This window comes from Photobacterium sp. 1_MG-2023, from assembly GCF_030547945.1.
Classification (GTDB): domain Bacteria; phylum Pseudomonadota; class Gammaproteobacteria; order Enterobacterales; family Vibrionaceae; genus Photobacterium.
In genome coordinates, this window is sequence record NZ_JAUORR010000029.1 from 1 (window position 1) to 25,281 (window position 25,281).

At 49.1% G+C, this 25,281-nt stretch carries 21 protein-coding genes and 1 pseudogene; 8 read left to right on the forward strand and 14 right to left on the reverse strand.

All coding sequences use genetic code 11. From position 1 onward, the window contains the following. Window positions 1–209: 209 nt before the first annotated feature. From Q4579_RS19165 to Q4579_RS19195, 7 genes are all read right to left on the reverse strand, one after another. Window positions 210–542, reverse strand: coding sequence for a hypothetical protein (locus Q4579_RS19165; protein ID WP_303566350.1), 333 nt, complete (start codon window positions 540–542; stop codon window positions 210–212). Continuing rightward, entirely contained in the window at window positions 535–1,053 is a 519-nt protein-coding gene (locus Q4579_RS19170) for a RebB family R body protein (RefSeq protein WP_303566351.1), read from the reverse strand. The genes Q4579_RS19165 and Q4579_RS19170 overlap by 8 nt, the downstream gene beginning before the upstream one ends. Further along, entirely contained in the window at window positions 1,046–1,342 is a 297-nt protein-coding gene (locus Q4579_RS19175) for a hypothetical protein (RefSeq protein WP_303566352.1), read from the reverse strand. The genes Q4579_RS19170 and Q4579_RS19175 overlap by 8 nt, the downstream gene beginning before the upstream one ends. A gap of 88 nt (window positions 1,343–1,430) precedes the next feature. Beyond that, window positions 1,431–1,712: a RebB family R body protein gene (locus Q4579_RS19180; RefSeq protein ID WP_303566353.1), complete on the reverse strand. Its 282-nt coding sequence runs from the start codon at window positions 1,710–1,712 to the stop codon at window positions 1,431–1,433. 49 nt (window positions 1,713–1,761) lie between these two features. Then, a complete protein-coding gene (locus Q4579_RS19185) occupies window positions 1,762–2,037 on the reverse strand; it encodes a RebB family R body protein (protein WP_303566354.1) in 276 nt (91 codons plus the stop codon). A 117-nt stretch (window positions 2,038–2,154) separates the two neighbouring features. Next, window positions 2,155–2,403, reverse strand: a complete 249-nt coding sequence (locus tag Q4579_RS19190; RefSeq protein ID WP_303566355.1) for a RebB family R body protein — start codon at window positions 2,401–2,403, stop codon at window positions 2,155–2,157. Between the two features lie 237 nt (window positions 2,404–2,640). Further along, on the reverse strand, window positions 2,641–3,693 hold the full coding sequence (locus Q4579_RS19195; RefSeq protein ID WP_303566356.1) for an AraC family transcriptional regulator: 1,053 nt from the start codon (window positions 3,691–3,693) through the stop codon (window positions 2,641–2,643). Between the two features lie 1,530 nt (window positions 3,694–5,223). On the opposite strand from Q4579_RS19195, the gene Q4579_RS19200 reads away from it, so the two are divergent. From Q4579_RS19200 to Q4579_RS19210, 3 genes and pseudogenes are all read left to right on the forward strand, one after another. Then, window positions 5,224–6,219, forward strand: coding sequence for a hypothetical protein (locus Q4579_RS19200; protein WP_303566357.1), 996 nt, complete (start codon window positions 5,224–5,226; stop codon window positions 6,217–6,219). 14 nt (window positions 6,220–6,233) lie between these two features. Beyond that, entirely contained in the window at window positions 6,234–7,439 is a 1,206-nt protein-coding gene (locus tag Q4579_RS19205; protein WP_303566359.1) for an MFS transporter, read from the forward strand. Between the two features lie 391 nt (window positions 7,440–7,830). Continuing rightward, window positions 7,831–8,054 (forward strand): annotated as a pseudogene (locus Q4579_RS19210) (transposase family protein); the annotation flags it as partial. A 49-nt stretch (window positions 8,055–8,103) separates the two neighbouring features. On the opposite strand, the gene Q4579_RS19215 reads toward Q4579_RS19210, so the two are convergent. From Q4579_RS19215 to Q4579_RS19240, 6 genes are read right to left on the reverse strand one after another with little or no spacing between them, the layout of a single operon-like run. Further along, window positions 8,104–11,874 (reverse strand): cellulose synthase subunit BcsC-related outer membrane protein, encoded by a 3,771-nt coding sequence (locus tag Q4579_RS19215; RefSeq protein ID WP_303566360.1) that lies wholly within the window; start codon window positions 11,872–11,874, stop codon window positions 8,104–8,106. Beyond that, complete coding sequence (gene bcsZ, locus Q4579_RS19220; RefSeq protein WP_303566361.1) at window positions 11,865–12,974, reverse strand: cellulose synthase complex periplasmic endoglucanase BcsZ; 1,110 nt, start codon at window positions 12,972–12,974, stop codon at window positions 11,865–11,867. The genes Q4579_RS19215 and bcsZ overlap by 10 nt, the downstream gene beginning before the upstream one ends. Next, window positions 12,971–15,259 (reverse strand): cellulose biosynthesis cyclic di-GMP-binding regulatory protein BcsB, encoded by a 2,289-nt coding sequence (bcsB, locus tag Q4579_RS19225; RefSeq protein WP_303566362.1) that lies wholly within the window; start codon window positions 15,257–15,259, stop codon window positions 12,971–12,973. The genes bcsZ and bcsB overlap by 4 nt, the downstream gene beginning before the upstream one ends. A 4-nt stretch (window positions 15,260–15,263) precedes the next feature. After that, a complete protein-coding gene (bcsA, locus tag Q4579_RS19230; protein WP_303566364.1) occupies window positions 15,264–17,885 on the reverse strand; it encodes a UDP-forming cellulose synthase catalytic subunit in 2,622 nt (873 codons plus the stop codon). A gap of 3 nt (window positions 17,886–17,888) precedes the next feature. Then, window positions 17,889–18,680 (reverse strand): cellulose biosynthesis protein BcsQ, encoded by a 792-nt coding sequence (bcsQ, locus tag Q4579_RS19235; protein ID WP_303566366.1) that lies wholly within the window; start codon window positions 18,678–18,680, stop codon window positions 17,889–17,891. After that, window positions 18,677–18,886: a hypothetical protein gene (locus Q4579_RS19240; RefSeq protein ID WP_303566368.1), complete on the reverse strand. Its 210-nt coding sequence runs from the start codon at window positions 18,884–18,886 to the stop codon at window positions 18,677–18,679. The genes bcsQ and Q4579_RS19240 overlap by 4 nt, the downstream gene beginning before the upstream one ends. 718 nt (window positions 18,887–19,604) lie before the next feature. Here Q4579_RS19240 and bcsE point away from each other — a divergent pair. The 5 genes from bcsE to Q4579_RS19265 all read left to right on the forward strand — a co-directional run bounded on the left by bcsE (window position 19,605) and on the right by Q4579_RS19265 (window position 24,205). After that, entirely contained in the window at window positions 19,605–20,930 is a 1,326-nt protein-coding gene (gene bcsE / locus Q4579_RS19245; protein ID WP_303566394.1) for a cellulose biosynthesis protein BcsE, read from the forward strand. Next, on the forward strand, window positions 20,927–21,073 hold the full coding sequence (locus tag Q4579_RS19250) for a hypothetical protein (protein ID WP_303566369.1): 147 nt from the start codon (window positions 20,927–20,929) through the stop codon (window positions 21,071–21,073). The genes bcsE and Q4579_RS19250 overlap by 4 nt, the downstream gene beginning before the upstream one ends. A 16-nt stretch (window positions 21,074–21,089) precedes the next feature. Next, window positions 21,090–22,727 carry a cellulose biosynthesis protein BcsG gene (gene bcsG, locus Q4579_RS19255; RefSeq protein WP_303566371.1) on the forward strand — a complete coding sequence of 546 codons (1,638 nt, stop codon included), beginning with the start codon at window positions 21,090–21,092 and terminating at the stop codon, window positions 22,725–22,727. Window positions 22,728–23,101: 374 nt separating this feature from the next. Beyond that, window positions 23,102–23,554, forward strand: coding sequence for a DUF417 family protein (locus Q4579_RS19260; RefSeq protein ID WP_303566372.1), 453 nt, complete (start codon window positions 23,102–23,104; stop codon window positions 23,552–23,554). A 333-nt stretch (window positions 23,555–23,887) separates the two neighbouring features. After that, a complete protein-coding gene (locus Q4579_RS19265; protein WP_303566374.1) occupies window positions 23,888–24,205 on the forward strand; it encodes a hypothetical protein in 318 nt (105 codons plus the stop codon). Window positions 24,206–24,267: 62 nt separating this feature from the next. Here Q4579_RS19265 and Q4579_RS19270 read toward each other — a convergent pair whose 3' ends face one another. Then, the gene (locus Q4579_RS19270; protein WP_303566375.1) at window positions 24,268–25,275 is read right to left on the reverse strand and encodes a substrate-binding domain-containing protein; all 1,008 of its coding nucleotides are present in this window, start codon (window positions 25,273–25,275) and stop codon (window positions 24,268–24,270) included. Between the last annotated feature and the right edge of the window lie 6 nt (window positions 25,276–25,281).

Consider the following 25,281-nt stretch of genomic DNA (forward strand, 5'->3'; position numbering starts at 1 on the left):
AAGCACGCGAGCATCAGAATTGAACAAATAAACTCACAACAAGGTTCCACCATGCTTCGGGATCATTCTCAAGTGGGCACAGCGCCTAAACGAGGCTCCGTCGCATCAACGTCACTGGGTTCCCGCCTGCGCGGGAACGACACAGGTTTGGCATGAGTGGTAGAAAGAGGAATCGTGACTCAAACTTCATATAATTCATGCAATTAACGTCATTCCCGCTCTTTCATAGTGCTCCTGAGCTGGGCATGCAAATCATCCAGGACGCATTTTAAGTTCTGGTTAGACTGTTCAACGTCATCCATCTGTGACTGTACATACTGCTGGATATCGGTATTGAGTGCTTCTAAGCTGGCTCTGATTTGAGCCAGACGTTCGGCCGAACGATGTTCAAATGCCTCAAAATCAAAAATATCCTGGCTGCTGTCAGCATGATTTGACGCACGCGATTCTGACTGTTCTGCCCTTGAACGCTCCGTTTCCCGCACCGAATAACGCGCGTCTGAAATCTCCATCGCTTCTGACTCAACTTTGCTTTCATTCATCACTGTTCCCTCCTGATATCGGCTGGCTGATCGAATTCGAATTAAAATTCACATCAATCAGACTGGAAAAACTCAACCGGTGAAAAATTTCGTAACCCGCCCAGACCAGCACAAACAAGATCAAGAGCGCAAAGAGATACTTCTTGTTGTTTCGCCAGACATGAGCCAGAAAATGAATGAGCTTTTTGACCCGTGGCGTCGTTTTGACCGGCGCGGGTGTGCTTGTATTCCCCGATACAGGGGTGGATTCTTCGGTCACTTTCCCGCCGGATTTAGCCTGTAAAATCCGGGCACAGGCATTGGTGATCGATGAAGATGACACCATCTGCGCATTTTGCTGGGAGATAATGGCGTTCTGCATGCCACGGGACAGACTGTCTGCGAACATCGTATCAATCATTTCACTGGAATAATTGCCGCGAAGCATCTCCTCGGAAAAGATTTCAGACATATCCGGATGCGTTTGTGTGGCTTCAGTATGGGTCTGATCCTTTCCTGATTGATTATCCATGGCTTCCTCCATCATTCCGGCTGCTGATCGACTGATAAACCCTGGTGAAAATATTAATAAAGTGATCGGTTGAATTCTTTGCCTGAGAATTAATGTCATCAATTGCTTTCAGATAATTCACATCGCCGGTTTCAATGAAATTAGCAAGCGCAACTCCTGAAGCCGTTGATAACAGGGTATTCATTTCCCTCAGATTATTCGCTGCATCCTGTACTGCTAATGCACCCGACTGCGCCAGAGATTTATCAACCATATTCTGAGTTTTGACATCAGATGAATTACTTTTCATGACTGCCACCATTCAACAAGTTAAAAAAAACCCAAAGCCACTCCCGAAGGAAAAAACTTTGGGCTGGAGTCTATTCAATCAGCGAATATTAACGGCGAGGTTCTGCCGGCAGATCCAGGACCTGAGTGGTTACTTTCCCGGTGACTGCATTGCCGGTATTCATCAGTGCATTAATGCCCTGAACGGTTGCGGCCTGCCACATGACATTCGCCTGCTGCTGGCCAGTCGTCAAGTTCTGTGCACTGATGGCCAGGGCCTGACTGGTGCTCATCATCAGATTCCCCATCGCCGTAGCTGGCGTATCACCCAATACTTTCGTATTCACCTGAGTCACTGAATCTGTGATTTGTTCATTGACATAGTTTGGCATGTGCTTTCCTTAATTTTCAGTTTCCAAAATTGGCCTGCGCTTTACAGGATTATGGGTTTGCTGGCAGTGTCAGTACCTGAGAAGCGACTTTACCCGTCACCGCATCACCGGTATTCATCAGGGCATTAATCCCCTGCACCGTCGCCGCCTGATACATCACATTGGCCTGTTGCTGACTCGTGACCAGATTTTGTGCAGCAACCGAAAGCGACTGACTCACGGGTAACATCAGATTCCCCATTGCCGTGGCTGGTGTGTCTCCCAGAACTTTCGTATTCACTTGCGTGACCGAATCAGTGATTGAACCATCAACTGTATTTGGCATATATTTCTCCTCAATTTAGATAATCGTATGGTTTATACAGCTACCATGTGGCACAACCTGATGCTGAGTGATACAGCAAAGATCAACATCAAGTATCTCTGAATCAGCGATAAATCTTTATGACGACTCTCCAAGGAATAAAGCTTTATCTGCTGCTAAAGTCGTTGCAAACATACTATTTCTCCCCTGAACACCAGAGGCTTGCTGAATGATGTACATTTGCTGCTGATTGGAAATGCAATTGTAAAAAGACATTCCCAATGATTGGCTGCTCGCTGAAATCATATTCGCAGCCGAATTCGAGGACATGAGCCCTAAAGTCAGCAATGAACTATCTGCGACAGTATTCGATACAATTTGACTCATGAATTCCTCGCTCTTCTCAATGTCCTATCTCATTGTCGTCTTTATCCGACACACGGCTTCTTTGTTGATATAAATATATAATGCACTTCAACAATTATCTCAGCGAAACAAATGATCTTACCGGGGATTTATATGCAGCTTCCGTAAAATGCTTTCTGACGGATAACAACAGGCGCACAAACAGAATCAAACAGGCTTCAGAAGCTGTGTCACAGCAAAAGGACACCGGTAATGTGCTCATCTTCTGGCGATACACTGCAACTTGCGTTGCTGAAAGCGATATTGTCGTGGTGTGCACCCGACATAACGTTTAAACATTTTTTCGAAATGGCTTAAATCACCAAATCCGGCAGATAAACTCACCTCGGTAATTTTGCACATCGGCTTTTCATCAATCAGTGTTTTCGCATAATGGATTCTGATCTGAACCAGGAGCTTTTTGAATGACTGACCAATATATCGTCGAAACAGGTAGGATAAATGAGAAGGGCTGGTAAAAGAGGATTTTGCGATGTCATCTAAGTGAATGTCTTGCGTAAAATTGTCTTTAAGGAATGACAGTGCTTTCTGTAATCCCGGATGATACTTACTGAATACGGTCGTCTGCTCATCAAGTATCATTTCGATAATATCAGGCGGAATGTCACCGCGCTCATCAAAGGGTTGATCTTCTCTCAAATCATGGCTTTGATTGAGAAAGCTTGGAATATGTGAAAATGCATCCGGTTGAAACCCCTGGACACTCGGTAAACTCACTTCCAGACAAGGTTTCAGCAAGCGCATAATCAATTCAAAATACGTGGTGCTTTTCGATAATGTATCCACACGTTCCGTACAAGAGACAATCAGCTGAATATCATGCTCGGCGAGTTTCTCCATCAACTTGTCGACCTGAATCACCTCGATCAGACAAAGTTTCTGTGCCTCAGATAAGCGATCAATTTCTGACAGGTAAAGCGTGCCTGACGTCGCTCTGGATACCCCTTCCCGCAGACATTGCTGATACGCTTCTGCCGACTCGAGCGAGGATGGAATGACAATGAACTGACCTGCATCCCGCTGATAATCATCCTGCGCGCACAAGGATAATTGTTCAGGGCCGATATCACTGTAAATCAACACCGGCAATCGACTATCAGAGCAAATACTCATCTGACTGTTGGCATACGTTGCCGCGGCCATCTTGCCAGCCAGCGGGTATTTATAACGCATCTGAAAATGTGCATCACGGTTGCTGGCATGGAAAAAACCATCCAACGGACCGAATTCTGAATATTTACTCTGTGCCATAGAAAAGTCCTTTTGCAGAGATTGAATGCTTCATGGGTATCCTATGACGTCTGAAATCAGGTAAATCGGGATCATCAATGAAAATCACAGCCTTACCTATGAATCTGATTGGGTAATCAATCGATTGATGAGAAATTTGCGAGGGACTTTTCTCTGAGTTTCATTTCAATCTGGAAGCAATCTCTTCAGCCCGAAATACAGATTGATTTCGTGAGAACATGAAAGTACGTTCAAAAAAAGAATGCAAGAGGGCTCTCAGACTATTGAGAAACCCAGCTTTGCACCGGGTTTTCTGATAATAGCCAGCAAGAACTATCGTTTCAGGTCTTAGGTTTACGATTCTTGGTGACCTGACATGATTCGCCAAGATGTCTTTTGGGTCGTGAAATACCTCTCCCCACAGCAGTTGAGCCAGTTTTTAATGTTTTGAGCTGTCGCAACGGCCAGCACCAGTGCTAAATGACTGTCAATCGTCAAATCTAGAATCTCCGCTCAAATCAGCATGTACTTTCCTGATAGTGTCGAAGCTACAGAAAAAAGAAATATGCTAAACAGAAATGACTTCTACAGGATAAAGCAACTTCCTCAACAAAAGGTATCTATTGTGGATATTGCTCATCAAATTGGTGCTGTGAGCGCATCGTTCGACGTCAGCTGGCACTGCCTGCGTCGTGCAAAGGCTGACCCAAAACATCTAGGCCCAGCAAGCTGGATGACAAGCGCCCAAAATAAAAATGCTGTCGCACATCGACTTTGATGCGCGTGATGATGATCTTCGTCACGTTGCAAATGATGCATAAAGCGAAGTACGGGACAGCCACGACAGCTTGCCGTCCGCTTACTGTCGTCAGCCTGTGACCATCCGAATCAGCTCGGAGGGTGAACTGAGTGTCTATACCAAGAAGGCGAATGATAACCTGCCATCGATTATCTCAACAAGATTGGCAGACGGAGCCGTCGCATCGCCGCGCCTTATAGCAACAAACCCATGTCCAGAGAAGAGGCCAGTCTGTTCTTCCACTTGGTGAAGCGTCGCTATGCGCGCGCCACGACCATACGGACTTCAAACTAGAGCTTTGTTGACCGAAAATATCAGTATTATTAATTACATTATGAAGTGATATTGAGCCAAACCAATCACATTCGTATAAATTTATATAATTTCAAGATTACGGAAAATTAAAGGCTATTATTCTAACTACCCATAAGAAAACAAATAAAAAATCACATTACTGCAACATATGCATAACAATGTAGCAACACCCCCTCTGTAGAAAGGACTAAATCAGGTTTGACGTGTAACAAAATGTTATGCAAATATTTTCATGTGCCATACTGGTACAAACATTCATTTTAAAGGATCTTATGATGAAAATTTCAAAAGTTTCTATTAAAAAAGGTAAGCGTGTAGCTCGTGGCGGTGCGACTTGCGGCTAATCATTACCCACTAAAAATAATCCAGGATTTTTCCTGGATTATTTTTAAAATGATTACTTTAAAGATTATTTTTATCAGCTAAGGATGAAGTTCATGACTTACATTGACAACCCAAAGTTTATTCATAATTTATGGACACACTTTGAAGATAATCCAGATGTATATCTATTGCGAACATCTAAAGGGTATTTTGAGGTTGATAAAAATGATTCTGAGTTGTTTTTAAAATTTAGAGGGTTGTGTACAGGACATAATTCTCAGTCAGAGATATCAGATAAAACAGGTATTCCACTTGATAAAATATCAGATATCATTAAATCATTAGAAGAAATCGAATGCTTACGAATTGAGTCAGATATTAACTTAATTACTGACGATATTATTTATGATAAAATGAAAACAGCTTGTGAAATGTGGGCTGAGCAACTAGAAGACAGCCATCTATTTAATGATGTAATTCATGGGAACCATGATATTAACATTCTTAAAGGTCTATTATTAGAAACCTATCATTATATAAAAGACTTTCCTGATTGCATCAAAGCAGCAAGAGATAATACGAGTAATAATAGATTGAAAGAAAAATTAGACATCTATTATAACCAAGAAAAAGGACATGAAGTATTTATTTTGTCTTGCTTAGAAAAATTGGGGCTATCTTCAGAGGAAGTCACCACTTCCATTCCTTTAGTATCCACACAATCTTTGTTAAATCTAATTAAAGACCTATTTGTAAAATATCCATATTCTGTAGCACTTGTTGCAAGAGTTATTGAAGCCGATGAATATAACGAAGATATCGCAATTGAAATAAGAAACGCTTTAGAAAACAATCTAAAAATTGATAGAAATTGCCTTGATGGGCTCATTGAACACATGGCGATAGATTATAGTCTTGGTCACTCTAATCTTATTGATGAGCACCATGAATTTATCAAAGTATCCAATATTGAAGATGCACATATAATTTTAAATAGAATACACGACATTAAACATTCATTCGACATTCAAAAATTAGAAATCCTTGATTATTATGGGCATACTGGAAACTATATACCCCGTCAAAGAGTTGATTTTTTTGGTGTGTAACAGCTAGGTGTAATATGTTGCGTAATAAGGTTATACTAAACACACTTGTGATTGCCTTCTGTTCTGGGACTGGTATTGCGGTGATATTCGCCGCAATATTCTTATCAATACAAGTAACATATGAACAATCTAAGTTAGTTGCTATCTGTGCTGTTGTAGGTCAAATTTTATCTATCTTATGTTCAGCAAAGATAGGGAAAATTGCTGACTCAAGTAATAAAGAAAGAAATTTACGTTATTCTTATTTTATTGGAATAGTTTTTTCTTTAATTGCAGCCTACCTTTCTTATAACAACATTCAAGGGATTATATTTTACATCACACTGATAATAACTTCATCAGTGATGACTTTGGTTAGGATGCTTGATCAATCAACCAGAACATCAATAATTCATCTTAACTTATCTAAGGATCATTATTTAGAAGCGTCAAAGTATTTGGAATTAGTTAGACAAGGCATTACTTTTTGTTCTGGCGGTATAGCAATCTTGATAATAAATAAAGATAACATATACGGTGCTTGTTTATTTTGCGTGTTCTGTCTTATTGCTAGTGCTTTGGTATCATATAAATTTGATAAAAAAAACATCACACATGACAAAGACAATAGACATGATAAACACGGCACTATTAGAATATTTATTAATCATGCCTCACAGAATAAAAACTTCTTATTGATGATAGTAACACTCATACCTTATTCTATGGTTTTAGCTTTAAACTCTATATATCCAAAAGCTTTTATTAATATTACAGACTCTCCTCAATTCTATTCAGCACTGGTTATACCATATGGTATTGGTGCGATTGTCGGTAGTACACTAGCACCTAAAACTGTAAATATTGATTGGATAAAAGTTTCCATCATAATGATGGGAATATTCTCTATATCATTACTATGTTTTTCATTCACAACAAGCATTGTCAGTATTTACTTTTTTATTTTCACATTTGCATTCTGCCACTCACTTATCCGAGTCAATCGGAATCATCAATTAATGTTAGATGTAGATAAAGGCATCATTGGTGTAATCTCTGGATACTATGAAATGATTGCTCTATCATTTTCGATCCTCTTAGCAATGGTATCTACTTATTTGATTGATGAATTTAGTTTTATTCTTGGTATGGTTATTTTGTCTTCTGTAATGATAAGCGGACCCTTGATTGCTATTTTAAAAATTATTTATCAACCTAAAAAAAAGGTAAATTATACTTAAACTCTTGCATCTTTTTATAAATAAGCTTAGCTCTTTATCTGTCAATAAGCCCCGTAAAGCAATTTACGGTCGGCATTTCGCAGATGAAATGTCATCACGACAACAGTGTATCCTTCCCTATTTTAGTAACCTACAACGCAACTAAGCCCGCCCTTAAAGACTTCCACTAAATAGTTGTTCCTGAAGGTAGGTCACAGGCAAGTGGAAAATGAAGATGGCTGGGTAGCTTTTGCGCGATCTGATCAGTCGCTAAGCATACAAAGCCACAAAACAATACTGAGCCGATGATATTAACATTACCTGGCTGGCAGGATGAGATCGCGAACGTTTTATGACCAATTTCATCCTGATTGACCTGTGACTTGATACTCTTTTTTTCGAGACTATTACAATGAGCTTCAATGCCTTTTCTCAGCACTTTTGCGATCTAAAAGACCCACGTCAGTCAGCAAAAATCAGTTATCCCTCACTGTTTGTTCAACGACAGCCGGTGCTGAAGGATGGGAAGACATTGAAGATTTCGCTGATATCCACCTTGATTGGCTCCAAGATAAGGGCTTATTCAAAGGTGGTCTGCCTGTTCACGATACCATTGCCCGGATAGTCTCGCGCCTGACTCAAGCGAGTTTCAGCAGTGTTTAAGCGCTCTTTTCATTGAGAAAAATTAATCATAATCACTGTACAACGTTGGCACGGCTGGCGGATATTCAATCGGCTGCCAGCGATCGCTGAAGGTATATTTAAAATACAGCATGACATGATTAGGCTCATAAAAATCTGATCGCTGCAAATCAAGTGATGCACCAAGATACCAACGCTGACTCACCCGTTTTTCTACGGCAGCCTCCAGCGAATAACCAAACCCGCCTCCGGTACTGTCCGCGCCATCGCTCTGATATGGGGCATCCAGCTGTGACCAAGAATTGGAAACAGATGCACTGACAAGATAGGACAGGCTGTTGTCATAACGACCGTAATAATTCACCGGAATGGACACCGAGAAGTAGCGATCCGGACTGTAATAGCCACCGCTGCCGAGTGTATATTCACTCAGGTTTTTATCGTAATGGAAGAACAGCAGATTGGTGCCAATACTCAAACGCTGCGCATCGGTTGCGATCAACTTGTAATAAGCCCCGCCCAGCAGCGCCAGCCGGGTATTGTCGGCCACATTGTCTCCGGTCATCTGATGGCGCTGAAGACTATTCCAGAATCCATAAGGCCCGCCGAGATCCCAGCTGGTATTCAGTTTCACTCCGGTACGGACCACACCTCCCCAGGACGTGCCCGCAGGAGCATTGGTATTCTCAGGCACCGTCATGCCTGCATAAGACAGCGTACTGCTGGTTTCCGGACGACGTGACAGCGTGCCGGAGACCCCATAATCACCCAGCTCCCCTCGAAGGGTCACACCGCCCACCCAGGTCGTATGATCAAAGCCCAGCGGCGTGGTTCCGATATCTGCACGCCAGTTCTCTGCCTGCCAGCCAACCCCCAGCGCCATACCGGAAGCCTGCTCCCGGAAGGTCGCAGGTGCATCATTATTCTCATTTGGGGTTTTATCGAAATAGGTCAGATCGCCAGAATCCACATGCACAGCGTCGGCCCGCAGCAACAAATGACCCGACCACGCCTCAACCGGGATCCGCGCTTCAATCGGCACCTGACTGGACTGGTTTTCACCCTCCCGGGCGCTAAAATCCCAGCCGATGATGACATGACCATCACTGCGGGCCCGCAAGCGGTCAAGATCAGCTTTCACATTCCGGGTCAGCCAGTAATCCTCCGCTTCCTCATAAAGCGTGCGCAGATCCGGTGACTCCGTACTCGCTAGTGCCGGATCTTTGCTTTTGTCGATGCGATCTGCATTCAGCGCCTGATAACCCCGCTGCTCAGCCAGTGTCCAGTGCCGGTTGGCCATCGCAATGGCCATCGCATCCCGGTAATCCATAGCATCGGCATCGATCCGCAGTTCAAGTTCCACATTCAGTGCATTGGCTTTTGAAGTTTCTCTCTGCTGATTCATCACCCCCGCTGCCGTCATCAGCTGCCGTGCTGTCAGTTGTGATTTTTTCGTATAAAGCTGTTCAGATGTCTGCTGATAAAGTGTGGTTTCACCGGTCAGTGCAGCGACTTCCAGTACGCCGAGCTGCGCTGCAGTCTGATAGGGTTCCGGTTTTCTCAGCACTTGCTGATATAACGCCAATGCCGAAGGATACTGGCGTTGCGCCAACCTCAGATCAGCTTCAGCCAGCATACGTTGCGCATGTAATTCATCCAGATCGGCCACCGGCAGTGCATTCGGATCGCCTTTGAGTCGCAATTGGCCTTGCTTTGTCAGCCACGCATCAAAATCGCCGAACTTCGCCAGCGCAATCATCAGCTCGCCGTGTCCCAGAGTGTCCGATTCCGACCAGGCCTCATCCGGCTGCATCCCCCGATAGATCGCTTCAGCCCGGGTCCGCTCCCCCAAACGCACCAGTGTGACGCCCAGCCGGGCCAGCACCGCAGGCTGATCGCCATACTGCTGGGTCAGACCATCCAGCTGCGAGCGCACCGCAACCGGGTTGGCCGCGTAACGGTCCGCGACCGCATCCAGAGACTGGTTGAGTTTCAGCCGGGTCAGATTCCGGGTCATGGCACCCGTGCGCTGGGGAACCGGCACGCGGGACAAGGTCTGTACCGCTTCTGCTTCACGGCCGGATTGCGACAGATACAGCGCATAAGCAAAGTACATTTCCGGGTCTGAACTGCCGGAAGACCAGTCACGCATCAGGGTATCTGCACGCGCACGCTGCCCGACAGAAACCAGGGCATCCGCGATATCCCGTCGTTGCCAGGCCGAGGTCGGATTCAATGCCAGGAGTGCATCAGCAGCCCGCTCAATCTCACCGGGCTGGTTTGTTGCCACGGCCTGCTCGAATCTGGTCAGGGCCTGACGGGTTTTCAGGTCCTGTAGTCTGTCTTGCAGCAACCGTTGCGCAGACACTGGCATCGATTCAATCAATGCAATGGCTTCTTTCAGGGCCCCTTGTGCTTCACGGACATTCACCCGCCCCCGCAAGGCAGAGGCATTCCCCGGTTCCCGTTTCAGCGCCTGTAAGTAAGCCTGATCAGCGGCATCGTAAGCTTGTTCAGACAGCAGTACATCCGCCATTTTCAGGTACGCATAGGGCTGTGCATCATTCACCGATGCCGCTTTCCGGTACGCTTTCTTCGCAGACGCAGACTGCCCTTTCGCCAGCAGCGCATCGCCTTCATCCAGATCTGCCCAGTAGGATGACGCTTCAATCAGCGACTGCCATTTACTCAGGTTATCCGGGTCGCTGTCGAGCGCCTGAGCCTGCTGAAAATAGCCCAGCGCTTTGCCCTGCTGACCCATCCGCAAATACACCAGTCCCAATCCGCCCAGAATTTCAGGATCTTTGGGACGTGTGGTCAGCGCATAGCGCAGTTGGCGCTCGGCCTGGATGTATTGTGATTTCTCAATCAGTGCCAGGCCCTGACGTTTCGCCTGATACGTTGGGTCTTGCCGGAGGGTTTGCTCGGTTTCCCAGCGTTGTTGTGCGTCCTGATTCGCCCGGTTGATCGCCAGATCGGACGGATAATAACTGGCCAGAATGGCATACTGATCCGCAACGGCTTGCGAAATCGGCAACTGATCCAGCGCGCGCAGCCAGGCATCGGCAGCCGCTCGGCCCAAATCCGTTCGTAACGACAGCTGGCGGTAGGTATTGAGAATCCAGGGATCAGCCGGGTTGCGGCGGCGGATATGATTCGCCAGCGCCAGCTGGAATGCAGGGACGCCCGGATAAGCGGCATTCAGTTGCTCCAGTCCCTGTTGAACATCCGGCCACTGGTCGCCAATATTTCCTTCCACCTGCAAATATTCCAATTGCAGCTCCGGCGACGGCATGCCATGCGGAAAAAGCGCCTGATAGGCTTGCAGGGCTTCCGGGTAACGTCCGGCATGGGCCAGCAAGCGAGCCTGCTGCAGAGTACCTCTCTGTTCCCCGGCCACCGCCATCAGATCCCGGATTGCAATGGCTTGCCTGGCATCGGGGGTCATCTGGCGAACCACAGCGTCTGCCAGCGAAATCTGATTCTGTTTCAGATACAGACGCGCCTGATAATACAGGCCGTCCGGATGACGACTGTCAATTGCAAAGAGTCGCTCCAGCGCACTGGACACAATATCGTCCCGCCCCAATGCGGTTGCCAGCGCTAACTGATCGCGTAAAAACGCCACAGAATCCACCTGATCCAGTGAGGTCGCCAGTTGAACAGGCGTGACCGGCTGATACACCTGCTTTAACTGCTGCGGCGTTAACGGCGTATCCGGGACCACACCGGCCAGTATGGTTGGGCTGCTGAACAATGCACCGATGCTCAGCGCAACCCGGGTAAATGAAACGGCAGAACGGCTCACTGACATTGATTTTCCCAAGCTGGCAGTAACTTGCCATCCACATCAAAACGATAGCGCGCTTGATGCCAGCCTAGTCCAAACAGGGCCAGCACATTGTCGTAATAGTAATCATCAGGCTGGCTGACCAGCATGGCGGCAGCTCGCTCCGCCTGTGTTTTCAGTAACGCCTGCTCGCCCGAAGCATGGATCAACGGCAGCATCGCGGCAGAAAATCCGGCGCTTCCCGACTGCTGAAATTTGCCATTCGACGTATTCACTTCACGCGGCGGTGCGGATAACCGGGCTGTCGCAGCAACCATCGGCTGCATCGCGGCGACCAGCGCGGCTTTCTCTGGAGATGCATCGCTGAGCATCCCCGCCCACAAATAGCTCCGGATAGCGTTGTAGCTCCCGGTGAATCCCGTCTGGGGATCCAGATGGAATCCTGCACGGCTGGCTTTTGCCCAGTCGGGACTGAATCCGGCAGGCATTGTTGCCAGCATCAGAGCCTGACTGGTCTGATATAAAGACGCCCAGTCGTCATGTGGATACAGCGCCCGAAAACGCGCCATGATCTGAAGCGGCACATAACTCGGATTCACGCTGTACTGCCCATCACCCAGTTCAAACCCCGAGATTCCCGGCAGCAGGACCGTGCCCAGACCGTCGATCAGCACCGTTTCTTCCCGCATAATCCGGCTCGCCAGCAGATGTGCCAACGACTGATAGTAAAAGTTGTCCCACAGGCGTCCAGCCTCCGCGAGGGTATAGGCAATCCAGAGATCTGAGTCCGACGCCGGATTGGCATCCAGCACACCGAAACGTCCGGACGCTTGCCTGCCCCACTGCCAGGCGGGTAATCGGGCGGTCAGATCGCCGCTGGCCAGATGGGTTTGAGTCCAGTTCAGTAACTCAGCAAACATCGCCCGGTCGTTGGCAACCAGCGCAAAAAATAGCGCGTACGACTGGCCTTCCGAGGTTGTGATCTGACGGGCATCACTGCCATCCACAACCCGGCCATTTACAATGTAAATCGATTGAAACTGCTGCCACTGCGGCCAGTCACACGTTGCAGCACGGCCCGGTAGGCTGATGAGCAGTGCCAGAAGGAATATCAGCGCTTTCATGCTTCATCCTCGCCTTTTGACAGCCGTTTAGCAGCAATTCGGCGCAAAACACGCCACAGGAAAATCGTCACAATCACCACGAGCAATGCCGCCAGACTGGCAACCAGCACCGGATGATTCGAGAAGTGATACCAGACCAGCTGCCAGACCGGTAATTTGCCGACATAGTACCGACTGCCAACCTGATAACTGGCGACTTCCTGATTGCGCAGTGTCACGACAGAGCCCGACATAAACTCAACTTTGCCAGCATCCGTCAGCGCCTGATCCACCAGGCTGAGTGCCTGCGGATCTGCCGCCATCACAGTCACCAGACTTCGCTTCTTCGTAAAGGGGGATTCGAGCCCGGTGATTGCCGCGAAAGCCCCTCCGGCTTCAACCGACACCCAATCTGCCGCATCCCGATGCTGACCCGATGTTGCGACACCTTCCTTCGACTGCGCCGTTTCATTCCGGCCCGGCAGCCGAATCTGACGTTGCCCGGCCTGCATCACCAGATTCACCTGATCGGTATCGAACGCCGCCTGCTGCAGTTCCGGCACGACCCCGATACTCAGGATATCTTTGTCTTTCAGGTGTTGCGGGTCCCACTGATTTGTCAGGGTGACGTTCAGCCCCGGATAACCGGTATCTGCCCCAAAACGGCCCATCAGATTAAGAAAGCTCTGCAAGGCATCTCTGGAAGGCGACTTTGGCACCACCACAACGGTTTCAGACAAGTCCGCCATCCGGGTAAAAGGAAAGCCCGAAGTTGCAAACGCCCGCAGATTCGGCATTTCGATGTAATGCGGAAATCCGCTGAAATCGATGGTTGAACTGCCATCGATCACGGCATATTGCTTGCTGGGTTGCGTGACCTGACAGTTGCCTTCAGTCACCGATGCAAACCCAAACTCAAACGCTATATTATTCTTGCTGCCCACTTTGAATGCAGGAATCCGTACCCGGTCATGGCCGTTCAGCATGCCGTCATCCAGTAATGGCACACGGATTCGGGTCGACTCGCCTCCCTGCCCTTTGGTGGTCAGGTTGAAGGCTTCAATAAATTCATCATTGATTTTCAGGCTCAGGCGCGAACCGGAGTTGTCTGTCATCGGCGGTGAATAGCGGTAGCTGAGATCCATCGGGATGCCCCGGCTCTGCCAGGTAAAGAGATCCGGTGCCAGATTCAGATTCAGCCGGATCGGTGGCGGCGTGCGGCCTTCCACCTGAAGCTGACTGCGCTGTTCCACCAGTTCGGAGAATGCAATCGGCCGTGAGGTCTCAATCCAGTTTGGCGCATCATAAGGGACACGCGGTTTGATCTGCTTTACGGCATTGATTTTTGCCATCGGCCCGGTAAACAATTGCGTGCCCAGCGCCAGCCCCTGAACAGCCGTATTCAGATCCGCACTATCGCGCCCAATCACCAACAGCAACTTCACATAAGGGTTGGTCGGATGGGTAATCATCTGTAACCGCGGACCATCTGTATCGGGAAAATCCCGCAGAAAGTCAGGTTTGTTCTCATTGGTCACGAACACCACGGCATGTCGTTCCGGCAGGTGATCAAACGACAAAGGGAACTGGGCACCGCGCCACTGAGACAACGCACCAAAATGAGACGCCAGCACACCCGCCGCTTTCATTGCCGCCAGATCGTACCCGTCTCCCATCACAAACGGCAGATTCACACGACCGAAATCACGCGGATCAAAAAATGGCGCTGGCAACAGGCTGAGATCGCTTTGCAACTGTGTTTTCTGAACCTGTAAGGCAACGTGACTGCTCTGGCTGATTTCAGCCCAGATACTGGCATCGTTCGGGTTGGAGCAGGTTTTGTGTGTATTGCCAATCAGCTCAAAACGAATCTGGTTATAATTACTGAAATAACGCGGGTCCAGCGGCATCGAAATATTCATTTTCTTGCCTTGCTGTCCGTCGGTGATCGCCACGACCCCCATTAGCTCGTTGTTCAGGTAAATCTTGATATGAGACACCAACGCCAGCAAAGCAGGTGAAGGGGTGACGTCAAAGTTCAGAGATGCCTGAGCGATCACTTCGTCTAACCGGGAACCAAAGCCAATATAGGCGCTGGCCTCGCTGCCCTGAATCCCCACCGATCCCTGAAACCCGAGCTGTGAAAAAGGCAGTTCGCGCTGAATGACCGCCGATAAAGTGTCGGACGCCAAAGGCGCCCTCAAAGGTTCAGTGACCTCAGGTGCCGTCTGTGCACCCGCCAGTGCTGATGCACTCAGGCCCAGCATCAAAGCCGACATTGTTTGAATTTTTTGTTTTATTTTCATGAAATTAAGCCCTGTTGGGGACAAAACGGGGTCTGAGCGACCACAGGCGCTCCCCCAGCGATATAACCAGATTCACCGTCACGGCCATCACTTTCGGGCCATGCTGAATTAAACGGCGGTAACCATCCAGACCAACCTGCAACACGGCCTGCATGCTGGATAATGGCTTGTCGGACTGATATGACTGTTGCCACTTCGCCCAGGTGTCTGCTCTGGCAAAAGTGCACTGCACGTAATCAATCCGCTGTTGTGTGCTGAGCGGATCAAGCCGCAGCCCCAGCTCGCCATGACGGATATACGCAATCGTCGCCGGGAAGACATACGACTGACTGCCCCGGCTCATGACCACAGAGAGCTTTTGACTCACCAGCGCTTTCAGGCGTTCCCCGTCGGTTTCTGTCATCCGAATACGCAGTCCCCCCAGCGAAAAATCTTTCAGTTCTGCCTGCAGCAGGTGTCCGGAATGAAGCCGAACCGCCACCGGCATCGACACCTCAACCCGGTGATCCCGGCGAACCTGCTTGGCTTCCACGGCCACAGCCACGGCCGCCCCGAGAATCAGCAGGTTATAAAGCGTCCAGACAATGTTCACCAGCACTGTCGTCAGCTCATCTGCCGGGCCCCATCCAAGACGATATACACCGACACCCAACCCCAGTACGTTCAGCAGGACCAGCATCAGATAAGGCCGGGAAATCACCCAGTCATAATGAGATGCCTCGACCAGCCCGCCTTTCGCCGTGACATTGAAGGTTCCTTTATGAGGTGCAAACAGCGCGACCGTGGTCGGGCGTGCGATATACCAGGCGAGCACCGTTTCATACACCTCTCCCCAGAAAGAATAGCGGTACTCTCCCTGCATGCGGGAATTGGTCATACTGGCATGAATCATGTGCGGCAAAACGTACAGAATGATCGCCATGGCTGGTGCATAAATGATGTATTCATGCAGCAGCAGAAACGCCAGTGGGGCGGTCAGAAAGATCAGCCGCGGGATCCCCGATAAAAAATGCAGCATGGCATTGGCATAGCACAATCGCTGCGACAGCTTCAGTCCCTTCCCGGTCAGCGGATTATCCACCCGGAATATCTGTGCCATTCCCCTTGCCCAGCGAATTCGCTGGCCCACATGCGCCGATAAAGTTTCGGTTGCCAACCCGGCAGAAATCGGTTGTTTCAGATACGCTGATCGATAACCCAGCCGATGTATCCGCAACGACGTGTGTGCATCCTCGGTAACCGTTTCAACAGCAATCCCACCCACTTCTTCCAGCGGTTCACGCCGTAATACGGCACAGGAGCCGCAGAAAAAAGTGGCATCCCACAGGTCGTTACCGTCCTGAATCAACCCGTAGAACAGGTTGCCTTCATTCGGAACATTGCGAAAATTCGACAGATTCCGCTCAAAAGGATCCGGCGAAAAGAAATGGTGCGGGGTCTGAATCAGGGCCAGTTTAGGATCTTTCAGAAACAAGCCCATCGTGAGCTGAAAAAATGCCCGGGCCGGAATATGGTCGCAGTCAAAAATGGCGACATACTCGCCCTGAGATTGTTTGAGTGCGTAATTGATGTTGCCCGCTTTTGCGTGCTCATTGGTCGGACGGCGGATGTAGTGAACACCCACTTCCCCGGCAAAGTCACGAAAACTGTCCCGCTTTCCGTCATCCAGGATATAGATATTCAGCTTCTCTTTCGGCCAGTCCACGCCCAGCGCGGCGTACACAGTTGCCCGGACGACATCCAGATCTTCGTTGTAGGTCGGGATCATCACATCAATGGTCGGCCACGACGACGAGTCAGACGGCAGCGGCTCCGGTTGGCGATTCAGCGGCCAGATATTCTGGAAATACCCCAGAATCAGAACCAGCCAGGAATATGTTTCAGCGAGCAGCAATACCAGCCCGAGGCCTAAAGCGACAGGCTCATCCCAGTTCAACGTCGATGAATAGCGCCACCATAAGTATCGGCAGGATGCCGTGATCGACAAAATAATCATTAACAGCGTCGGGAAATGACCCGGCATCCGCCGGAACAGCATCGCCAGTACCCAGAGCAGCAGGACAAAAACCGTCTGCGCTTCCAGACCAAAAGGGACGGTGAAACAGATCAACGCCAGCAAAACCACGGCCGCCAGAAGTAATCCGTTGATCACCCGTCCCGTCTTCGTTTCACGGAGCATCGCCTGAATTTCCCGGGTGTCTGTCTCACTGGCCTGATGTTCCAGCCACAGCACCAAACGACGCAGGGCTGCCATGAGCAGCAACAGCACCCGGCGAATCTGCCCGGTCACCCAAAGAAAAGGGACAGACACATCTCGATATGATGGCGCAGATCCGGACTGACGCACACCGATCAGCCACAGGCTTTGGATCAGAAAACGAACCGGATCCAGCCAGACAGGTGCCGCAAAGTTAATCTGCGGATAATAGACCAGCGGCAAACGCCACGCAGGCATCCCAGCGACAACGGGTTTGAACAGCACAAAAGCCATCGTAAACCAGAAACCAAGCACCCAGTGGCCCAAACGTGAAGCGGGCTGGCCCCCTTCACGTTCATAGACCTTCAATTGGGTCTTGAACTGCGCGACAATCCAGGCCTGAAAAATGAAGTTGAAAAAGTTTGGCATGGTTTATCGTTCACTGGCTTCTGCGGCAAGCTGTGAGACACACCAGAGCGCCAACGACTGATAATCCCGCGCCGCCTGACTGCTGGGCGAAAATTGCTGCACCGTGGTCAGGTTCGCCACGCTGTCGAGCAGTGCGGTATCCCGGTGTAACACAACAGAGGACAACTGCGTCCCCAGTTCTTCTTTCAGCACCAGGGTAAAATCCCGGCTGATCTCGGTTTCCGGCTGGTACTGGTTCAGCACGTATCTGATGCGTGGTTGGCGTTGCTGGGGACTGCCCGACTCCGCCAGTACATCGATCGTTTGCGACAGCAGACTGTAAGCTGAAGCCTCAGGCGTCATCACAACCAGCACCAAATCAAACTGATGGGCTTGCGCCAACGGGCTCAATTCGTGCAAATCTGACGGTGCAAAATGAAACAACTGCCAGTGGTCTGCATGCGCAGGTAATTCAATCCGGCACAGCGATGCTGCCAGTTCTGACAGAAACTGAATCCGGCAGGTGCTCATCTGCAGCTGCTGAAGCTGTTGCAATTGGCCAAACGGCAGAAATGCCACACCTGAAGGGCTTTCAAACCCAGCCGACTGCCAGTTTTCACCCGCGCAGACAAGCGGTGCCCAGCCTTGTTTTTTCGACAGCGGCATGCCGAGATGCAAGCGCAGTACATTTGCCGGATCAGCATCCACCACCAGGACATTTTTCTGAATCAGCCGAAGTGCCTGCGCCAGATTCGCCGTCACGGTATTCGAACCAGCGCCCCCCCGCTGGCTGATCAGTGCCACCCGTTTCATCATGATCCAGCTTCCGTGACACGGGCAGCCACAGGGTGCGTGCTCAGCTCACAGTCCGCGGGAATGGCTGTCTCCCATTTTTCTCTGAGAATCAGCCATTTAAGCTGAATTCGCACATAGGCTTCTCTTTCTGTTGTTTCGACATACTCGTTGCCAGGCAATTTATAGGAAGCGTAAATCGCTTCAATATCTTTAGCAGGAACAGCCACGAATGATCACCACTTCTTAACACAAAATATTAAAATGTATATTTTTCAGATTTTTATTTAACGTCTTTAAAATCAACGAATACAATTGAACATCATTTTTTTGTGATACTTTATTTTACTTTTGTTACTTGAAACATCAAAAATCCACTGAATAAAAAATTCTATTTTCCTGTACAAAAAAAAAGGGACATCAATAGACCGGATGCATCCCAAAAGATTTCAAATTTATTGAAATGCACCAGCAAGCATAACCACCAGCACGCATACCTATAAGGATTTGATCTTGTCAGAAAAATGACGATGATATGTAAGTTATTGGGATCAACGCTTCACTTTTTGACCGTATTCTATATTATCTGGCTACATTTTTGACACCCATAATTTCGGGTCTGTTGCGAAAGTCTTCAGTTTTCCCGATGACCAGCCATCCGTACAGGATGCGAGCGATGTATGATTGGTATTTCTTATGTCTGACTTCCAGGGCGTTCAGCCATTTCAGGAAATGAAGGAATTACAATCCGTTTATGTTTATTTATTTGGGCACAAACAGATTGCAATCGATTTTATGACACAAAATAAAACACAGAATAACAACACAACGTTTACTTTTGTCACCGATAAAGATAGCTTTTACAGTGGATTAAATCCTTCTGTCACGAGTGCGCTGGAATATTTAGTTCGGGAATGTGGAAAGCAGGCTTATTTCCTGTCCAAAGACATGTCAGGAAAAACTCAAAGTGCATTAAAGCTCATCAAAGATCTATGCCGTATACGGATTTCAAGGCAATCTCGCATGATTATCCTGATGCCCGATACCCTGATTGTCAATTTAATGCAAAATCGCCGTCACAATTTACTCAACCTGCTGAATAAGCATGCGATTGACAGAAATGCAACCATTGAACTGATGATTTACGGTGAGCAGGCAACCTCAATCCGCCCCGCCTTGCTTGCCATAAATCACTGCATACGCGGGCTTGTCTCGATGACGGCAATCAACGCACACCAGTGCCAGTATCAGTTGGCCTTCTGGGCAAACCGGCAAGGTGTGCTGTCTGATCAGACTTTTCTGTTAAACCGGGCGGAAAACGGACACTGGCTGAGTCCTGAATCGCCGCTGCACCAGCGTTCAGCGGACATGCAGCCCGATTCAGAGCCGAGCCCGATCTATCTCAGTGACGAGGCATTACTCGACGGTGAACGCACGCCGGATCAGGTGGTGCGTCTGATTTCCAATGAGGTGCTGCTCACTCAGACAGACTTTCCGGCAACCGCCACCCTGATTCTGGGATGTGGTTCCCCGGCGTCCATTCAGCCCTTAGCCATCGCCTGCCTGCGATTACGGCATCAAACCGGCGCATCCCTGAAGATCATCATCCGGGAGACCCGGCAGTGCTTGCGATATTCCGACGAAACCTTTCTGCTGGCCGCTGGAGTGAACCTGATTGTTCCGGTCAACCTGCCGTTCAGCCGATTGATGAGTCAGGTGGAAGCCATTCAGTACCAGGTTTTAGTCCGAACTTTACCATCCGATCCGGACGCTTTACTGTCGCTCAACCTTCAGTATGCAAGCCGCGGTTATCTCGACAATCAGCAATTCAGTCAATACAGTCATCTCGCCATGCAGCAGGCGGCCCCTGCACAGCTGGGATTTGCGCTGGTTCGGCTCAATCTGCTGCCGGGAATGCAGGCAGAGGAATGTCTCAAATTATGTCGGATACGGCGGGATGGTGATGTGGTCACCGCTTGCCACCATGCACTCTATGTCTTGTTCAGTGCGATTCGCATGACGGATGTGCATACAGCCCTGAATCATATCTTTGATATTCCGGTCCGGGATCTGTTTCAGCAGATTCAGATCTTTCAGACGCAGTACGACGCAGAACGCGAACTCCAGACCGTGATCACGCAGGCTGTCCCGCTGGAGAATGTGTCAGCGTCCGACTTTGAGAAAGAAGCATTCGGTGAGTCAACGCAGCCTGAGTCTGTCCGACCTTCATTTTTTGCCACTCAAAAACCCATTCAACTGCGGGGTGGCCAATGAGTCTGGAAGATTTTCTGCTGACTTCAGGCATCAGCCTGCTGATTGGACTGATCCTCGGCTATTTTGCCCGAAATCTGGCCGCCTGGGTGCAGCGAACTTACAAAACCCGCTTCAGGCGTGCGCATTACTTTAAACAAGACTAACGAACAGATTCAGCACATGACAGATCAAGTAAACGGTCATCCGAAACAAGTCCTGCCGGGACTGGGATGGTGGAATGTCTATTTCATCCTCAAAATTGCCCTGTACATTCAGGGGACGCTGGGCTTCCACCCGCTGGAAAATATGGCACTGGTGGTCTTTCTGTTACTGCCACTGGGTTCATCCTGGCTCAGGGTGCTGCGTCAGGTTGTTGCCATTCCGGCAGCCGTCTGGCTGCTGCATTACGATTCTTTCCTGCCACCGCTGACCCGTTTATGGGCACAGTTGGGCCAGCTGATGCAATTTGAATTCAGTTATCAGCTGGAACTGATGGGCCGGTTCATCACGGTTCAGAGCCTTCTGGCCCTGATGACGGTCTGTCTGGGTTATGTGCTGCTGAATCGTTTTCTGCGAGTCTCTGTTCTTGTGGTTGCAACATTAGTGGTGCTCTGCGTGCCTGCAGCCAAAACGCCTCAGGCTGTGGCACAGCCAGAAACCGCCACCAGGCTTGAACCGTCTGTCACGGTACAGAAGCCGTCAGATTCGCTGACCATACCAACACAAACAGATGATGCCTCGCTGAACACTTATGTGTCGGACTTCTTTCAGTCCGAGGCCCAGCGTCAGGTGCGCTTTGAACCAAACACACCCGCAGGGGCTCCCTTTGACATCCTGTTCCTGAGCATCTGTTCAGTTGCCTGGGACGATATCGCTATCGCCGGGCTGAGTGATCACCCGCTGTTCGAAGAATTCGACATCCTGTTTGACCAGTACAATGCCGCAACCTCTTACAGTGGCCCGGCCGTGATCCGTCTGCTGCGCGCAGGCTGCGGACAGGAAACACACAGTCAGTTGTTCTCCGGTGCGCCCTCACAACAATGCTATCTGTTCGACAATCTGAAAAAGCTGGGTTATGAAGAAAATCTGGTCATGAACCACGATGGCGTGTTCGATAATTTCCTGAAACTGATCCAAACCGATGGACAGGTCACCGCAGATCTCATGCCTCAGGATGGCTTTTCGCCGTATCAGAAGGCGTTCGATGGCAAGTCGATTTATCGCGATAAACAAGTCCTTGAAGACTGGCTCACCCAGCGCAACACCGACAGTCATGCGCAAATTGTCACGCTGTATAACTCCATTTCACTGCATGACGGCAATCGGCTGATTCGTGGCGATCGCACCACCAGTATGGCCAGCTACCAGCTACGCCTGAAAAATTTGCTGGATGATCTCTATGCTTTCTTTCAGACACTCAAGCAGTCTGAACGAAACATTGTTGTCGTGATGATTCCTGAACATGGCGCTGGCATGAAAGGCGACCGGATGCAAATCTCCGGCATGCGCGAGATTCCGTCTCAGTCGATCACTCATATTCCGGTCGGCCTGAAAGTGTTTGGGAAAGATGTGGTCCGGACCGGCGACACGGTTCATGTGACCGCGCCTTCCAGTCATCAGGCACTGGCGCAGCTGATCAGTAATGTGCTGGCTCAGAATCCGTATCAGCACAACAGCTTTGATCCGGCCACGCTGATCAGAAACCTGCCGGAAACGCCTGTCGTCTCTCAAAATGACGGCTCAACAGTGATCCAAATCAACGGCAAGCCGTATGTGTCGCTGGATGGCAGAAGCTGGTCTGTCTATCCGGGGAAATAATCGGTACAGCCCCAACAAAGCCACGTCACTTGTCTGAGTGCCGTGGCTTTTTTAATCTCACGCTTCCCCCCTCAGAACGACGAACACAATCAAACACCGGGCTAAAGCGGTCAATGAGCCCGGCAGACACTGAGTAAGACGCGCTGTCATAAGCTGCGGGTATGCGAGATGGCCCCCAGTGCATGACATGCCAGGTGACTCCAGCCAAACATAAAATGAATGCAACTGAATGAGTTGATCAGGGACTGATCAATACCAATGCGTGCATCGCTTTTACTGTCAGGAAATATTTCTGAACAACTTCCGCCAGAACGACTGAAATTTCTCCGCAGGAAACAGGTTCATGTAGGCACTGTAATTTCAAGGAATCAAAGATGACTTCAAACGCAACATCCAATCACACAAATTATGGCTATCTTCTGGGAACATCCGGTGTGATTCTGGTCCTGCTCTGGTTGGGGATCTACAAATTTACGCCGACAGAAGCCAAAGCGATTGAGCCTCTGGTGGCAAATCACCCCCTGATGGGCTGGCTGTATGACATTTTTTCACTGCAAGCGGTGTCGAACCTGATAGGACTCAGTGAAATGATTGTCGCGGGCGGACTGCTGATTGGTTTTCACGTGCCGCTCGTGGCTTATTGGTCGGGGATTGCGGCATCCGTTATCTTCGTCGTGACACTCAGTTTCATGGTGACGACTCCGGATGCCTGGAAAGTGTCTGACGGATTACTGATCCCGAATTTCTTTCTGATCAAAGATCTCCTGTTTCTGGGCATCAGCATCAGTGTCATCGAACGCGCAAAACAAAAAATGGCCCATCAATAACTCGGTGATGGCCCGCTCTGAGGGGGACTCCAGTTCCCCCTTTTCTTTTCAGCGAATCGCGCTCAAACCGTCCGGGCCATCATACTGGCCGCTGCCAGAAACATCATGACCCCCGCGCCTTTCCGCTTTCCCGTTCAAGACTCATCAACAATAACGAAAAAAGAGCAAAAAAACGGAATAATATGAACACCCACACATAAAATCAATTCCAGATAGAATCTTTTACTGAAAAATTTGATAAGCACCGCAGCACATAACGGGAAGGCTAGAAAATTTCAGTGAAATCATCCAACTTAGCCGATGATTCTCATTCTTTTGCACCAACTGTATGCGATGTTGCTGCAATCAATCTATTTTCAGCCTGGAGTACTCATGGAAAGCTTATCTTTTCTTATGTTTTTGGTTTATCTGGCCATCGGGGGAGTGGCAACCCTGTACGCGCTTGTGTTTTTCTTTCTGACCGGTTTAACGATATTTGATCAGGGCAAAAAACAAGCCATGCCTTTCCGACACAAATGCAGCTATGTTTTTGTCATGCTGCTTTTAATGCCCTTCTTTTTTCCTGTTTTCATGGATGAGATCATCTCACTCTCCGAATATTATCTGGCAAAGAAGAACGCACTTGCACAAAGCGGATCTGAAACGGTCTGATAAAAAATAAAGAGCCCTCTCCCTCAAATGAACACACGCTTTGAAGAGGGGAGGGCTTCCGATTATTCCGAAATCTCTTTCACACTCCGACGCTTGACCAGCGTTGGCTCAAGTTGCACGACTTGAGTGTCTGTGATTTCTTTATTAATTCGTTTGAGCAGCGTCTCAACCGCTGCCTGCCCCAGACGATATTTCGGCTGGTGAATGGTCGTCAGGGATGGGGTCATAAATTTCGCGATATGGATATCATCGTAGCCGATGATGGAGAGATCGTCTGGAATTCGGATCCCTTGTTCATGTGCAGCGTGGATCACGCCCATCGCCATCATATCGTTACAGACAAAGAGCGCCGTGGGTAAATGGCCGCTGGCACAGATCTGCTGAAATGCCCGGTATCCACCGTCACATTCAAAATCCGATTCGACAATCCAATCAGGTGGAATGGGCAGACCCGCTTCATTCATGGCTCGCTTATAGCCTTCATAACGAATTTGTGCCTGGTGTCTGACCAAAGGACCGGTAATACAGCCGATCTCACGATGTCCGCTCTGAATCAGATATTGCGCCGCCAGATACCCCCCCTGATAGGAGTTATCCTGAATCTTGTCGCTGGCAAAAGACATCGGCCCCCAATCCATCACCACGACCGGAATGTCCGGATAGCGATCGAACACTTCAATACGCTCACCTTCCAGCGTTGAGCACATCAGCAACAAACCGTCGACCCGCTTTTGCAGCAAGGTATCAATCGAGGCTTTCATGCGTTCGTTATCCCCTTCGGTGTTGCAGAGGATCAGGTTGTACCCTTTCTGATAGCAACTGCGCTCAACCCCTTTCACCACTTCACCAAAAAATGGGTTGGTCGAAGTGGTCACCAGCATCCCGATGGTCTGAGTCCGATTGACCTTGAGGCTGCGAGCCAGTGCGGACGGGGCATAGTTCAGCTCTTGAGCTGCCCGGTTCACCCGCGCTGCAATTTCCTCACTGACAAAGCGGGATTTGTTGATCACATGGCTCACGGTAGAAGTCGACACCCCTGCCAGTCTCGCAATATCTTTCATCGTGGCCATGTCATG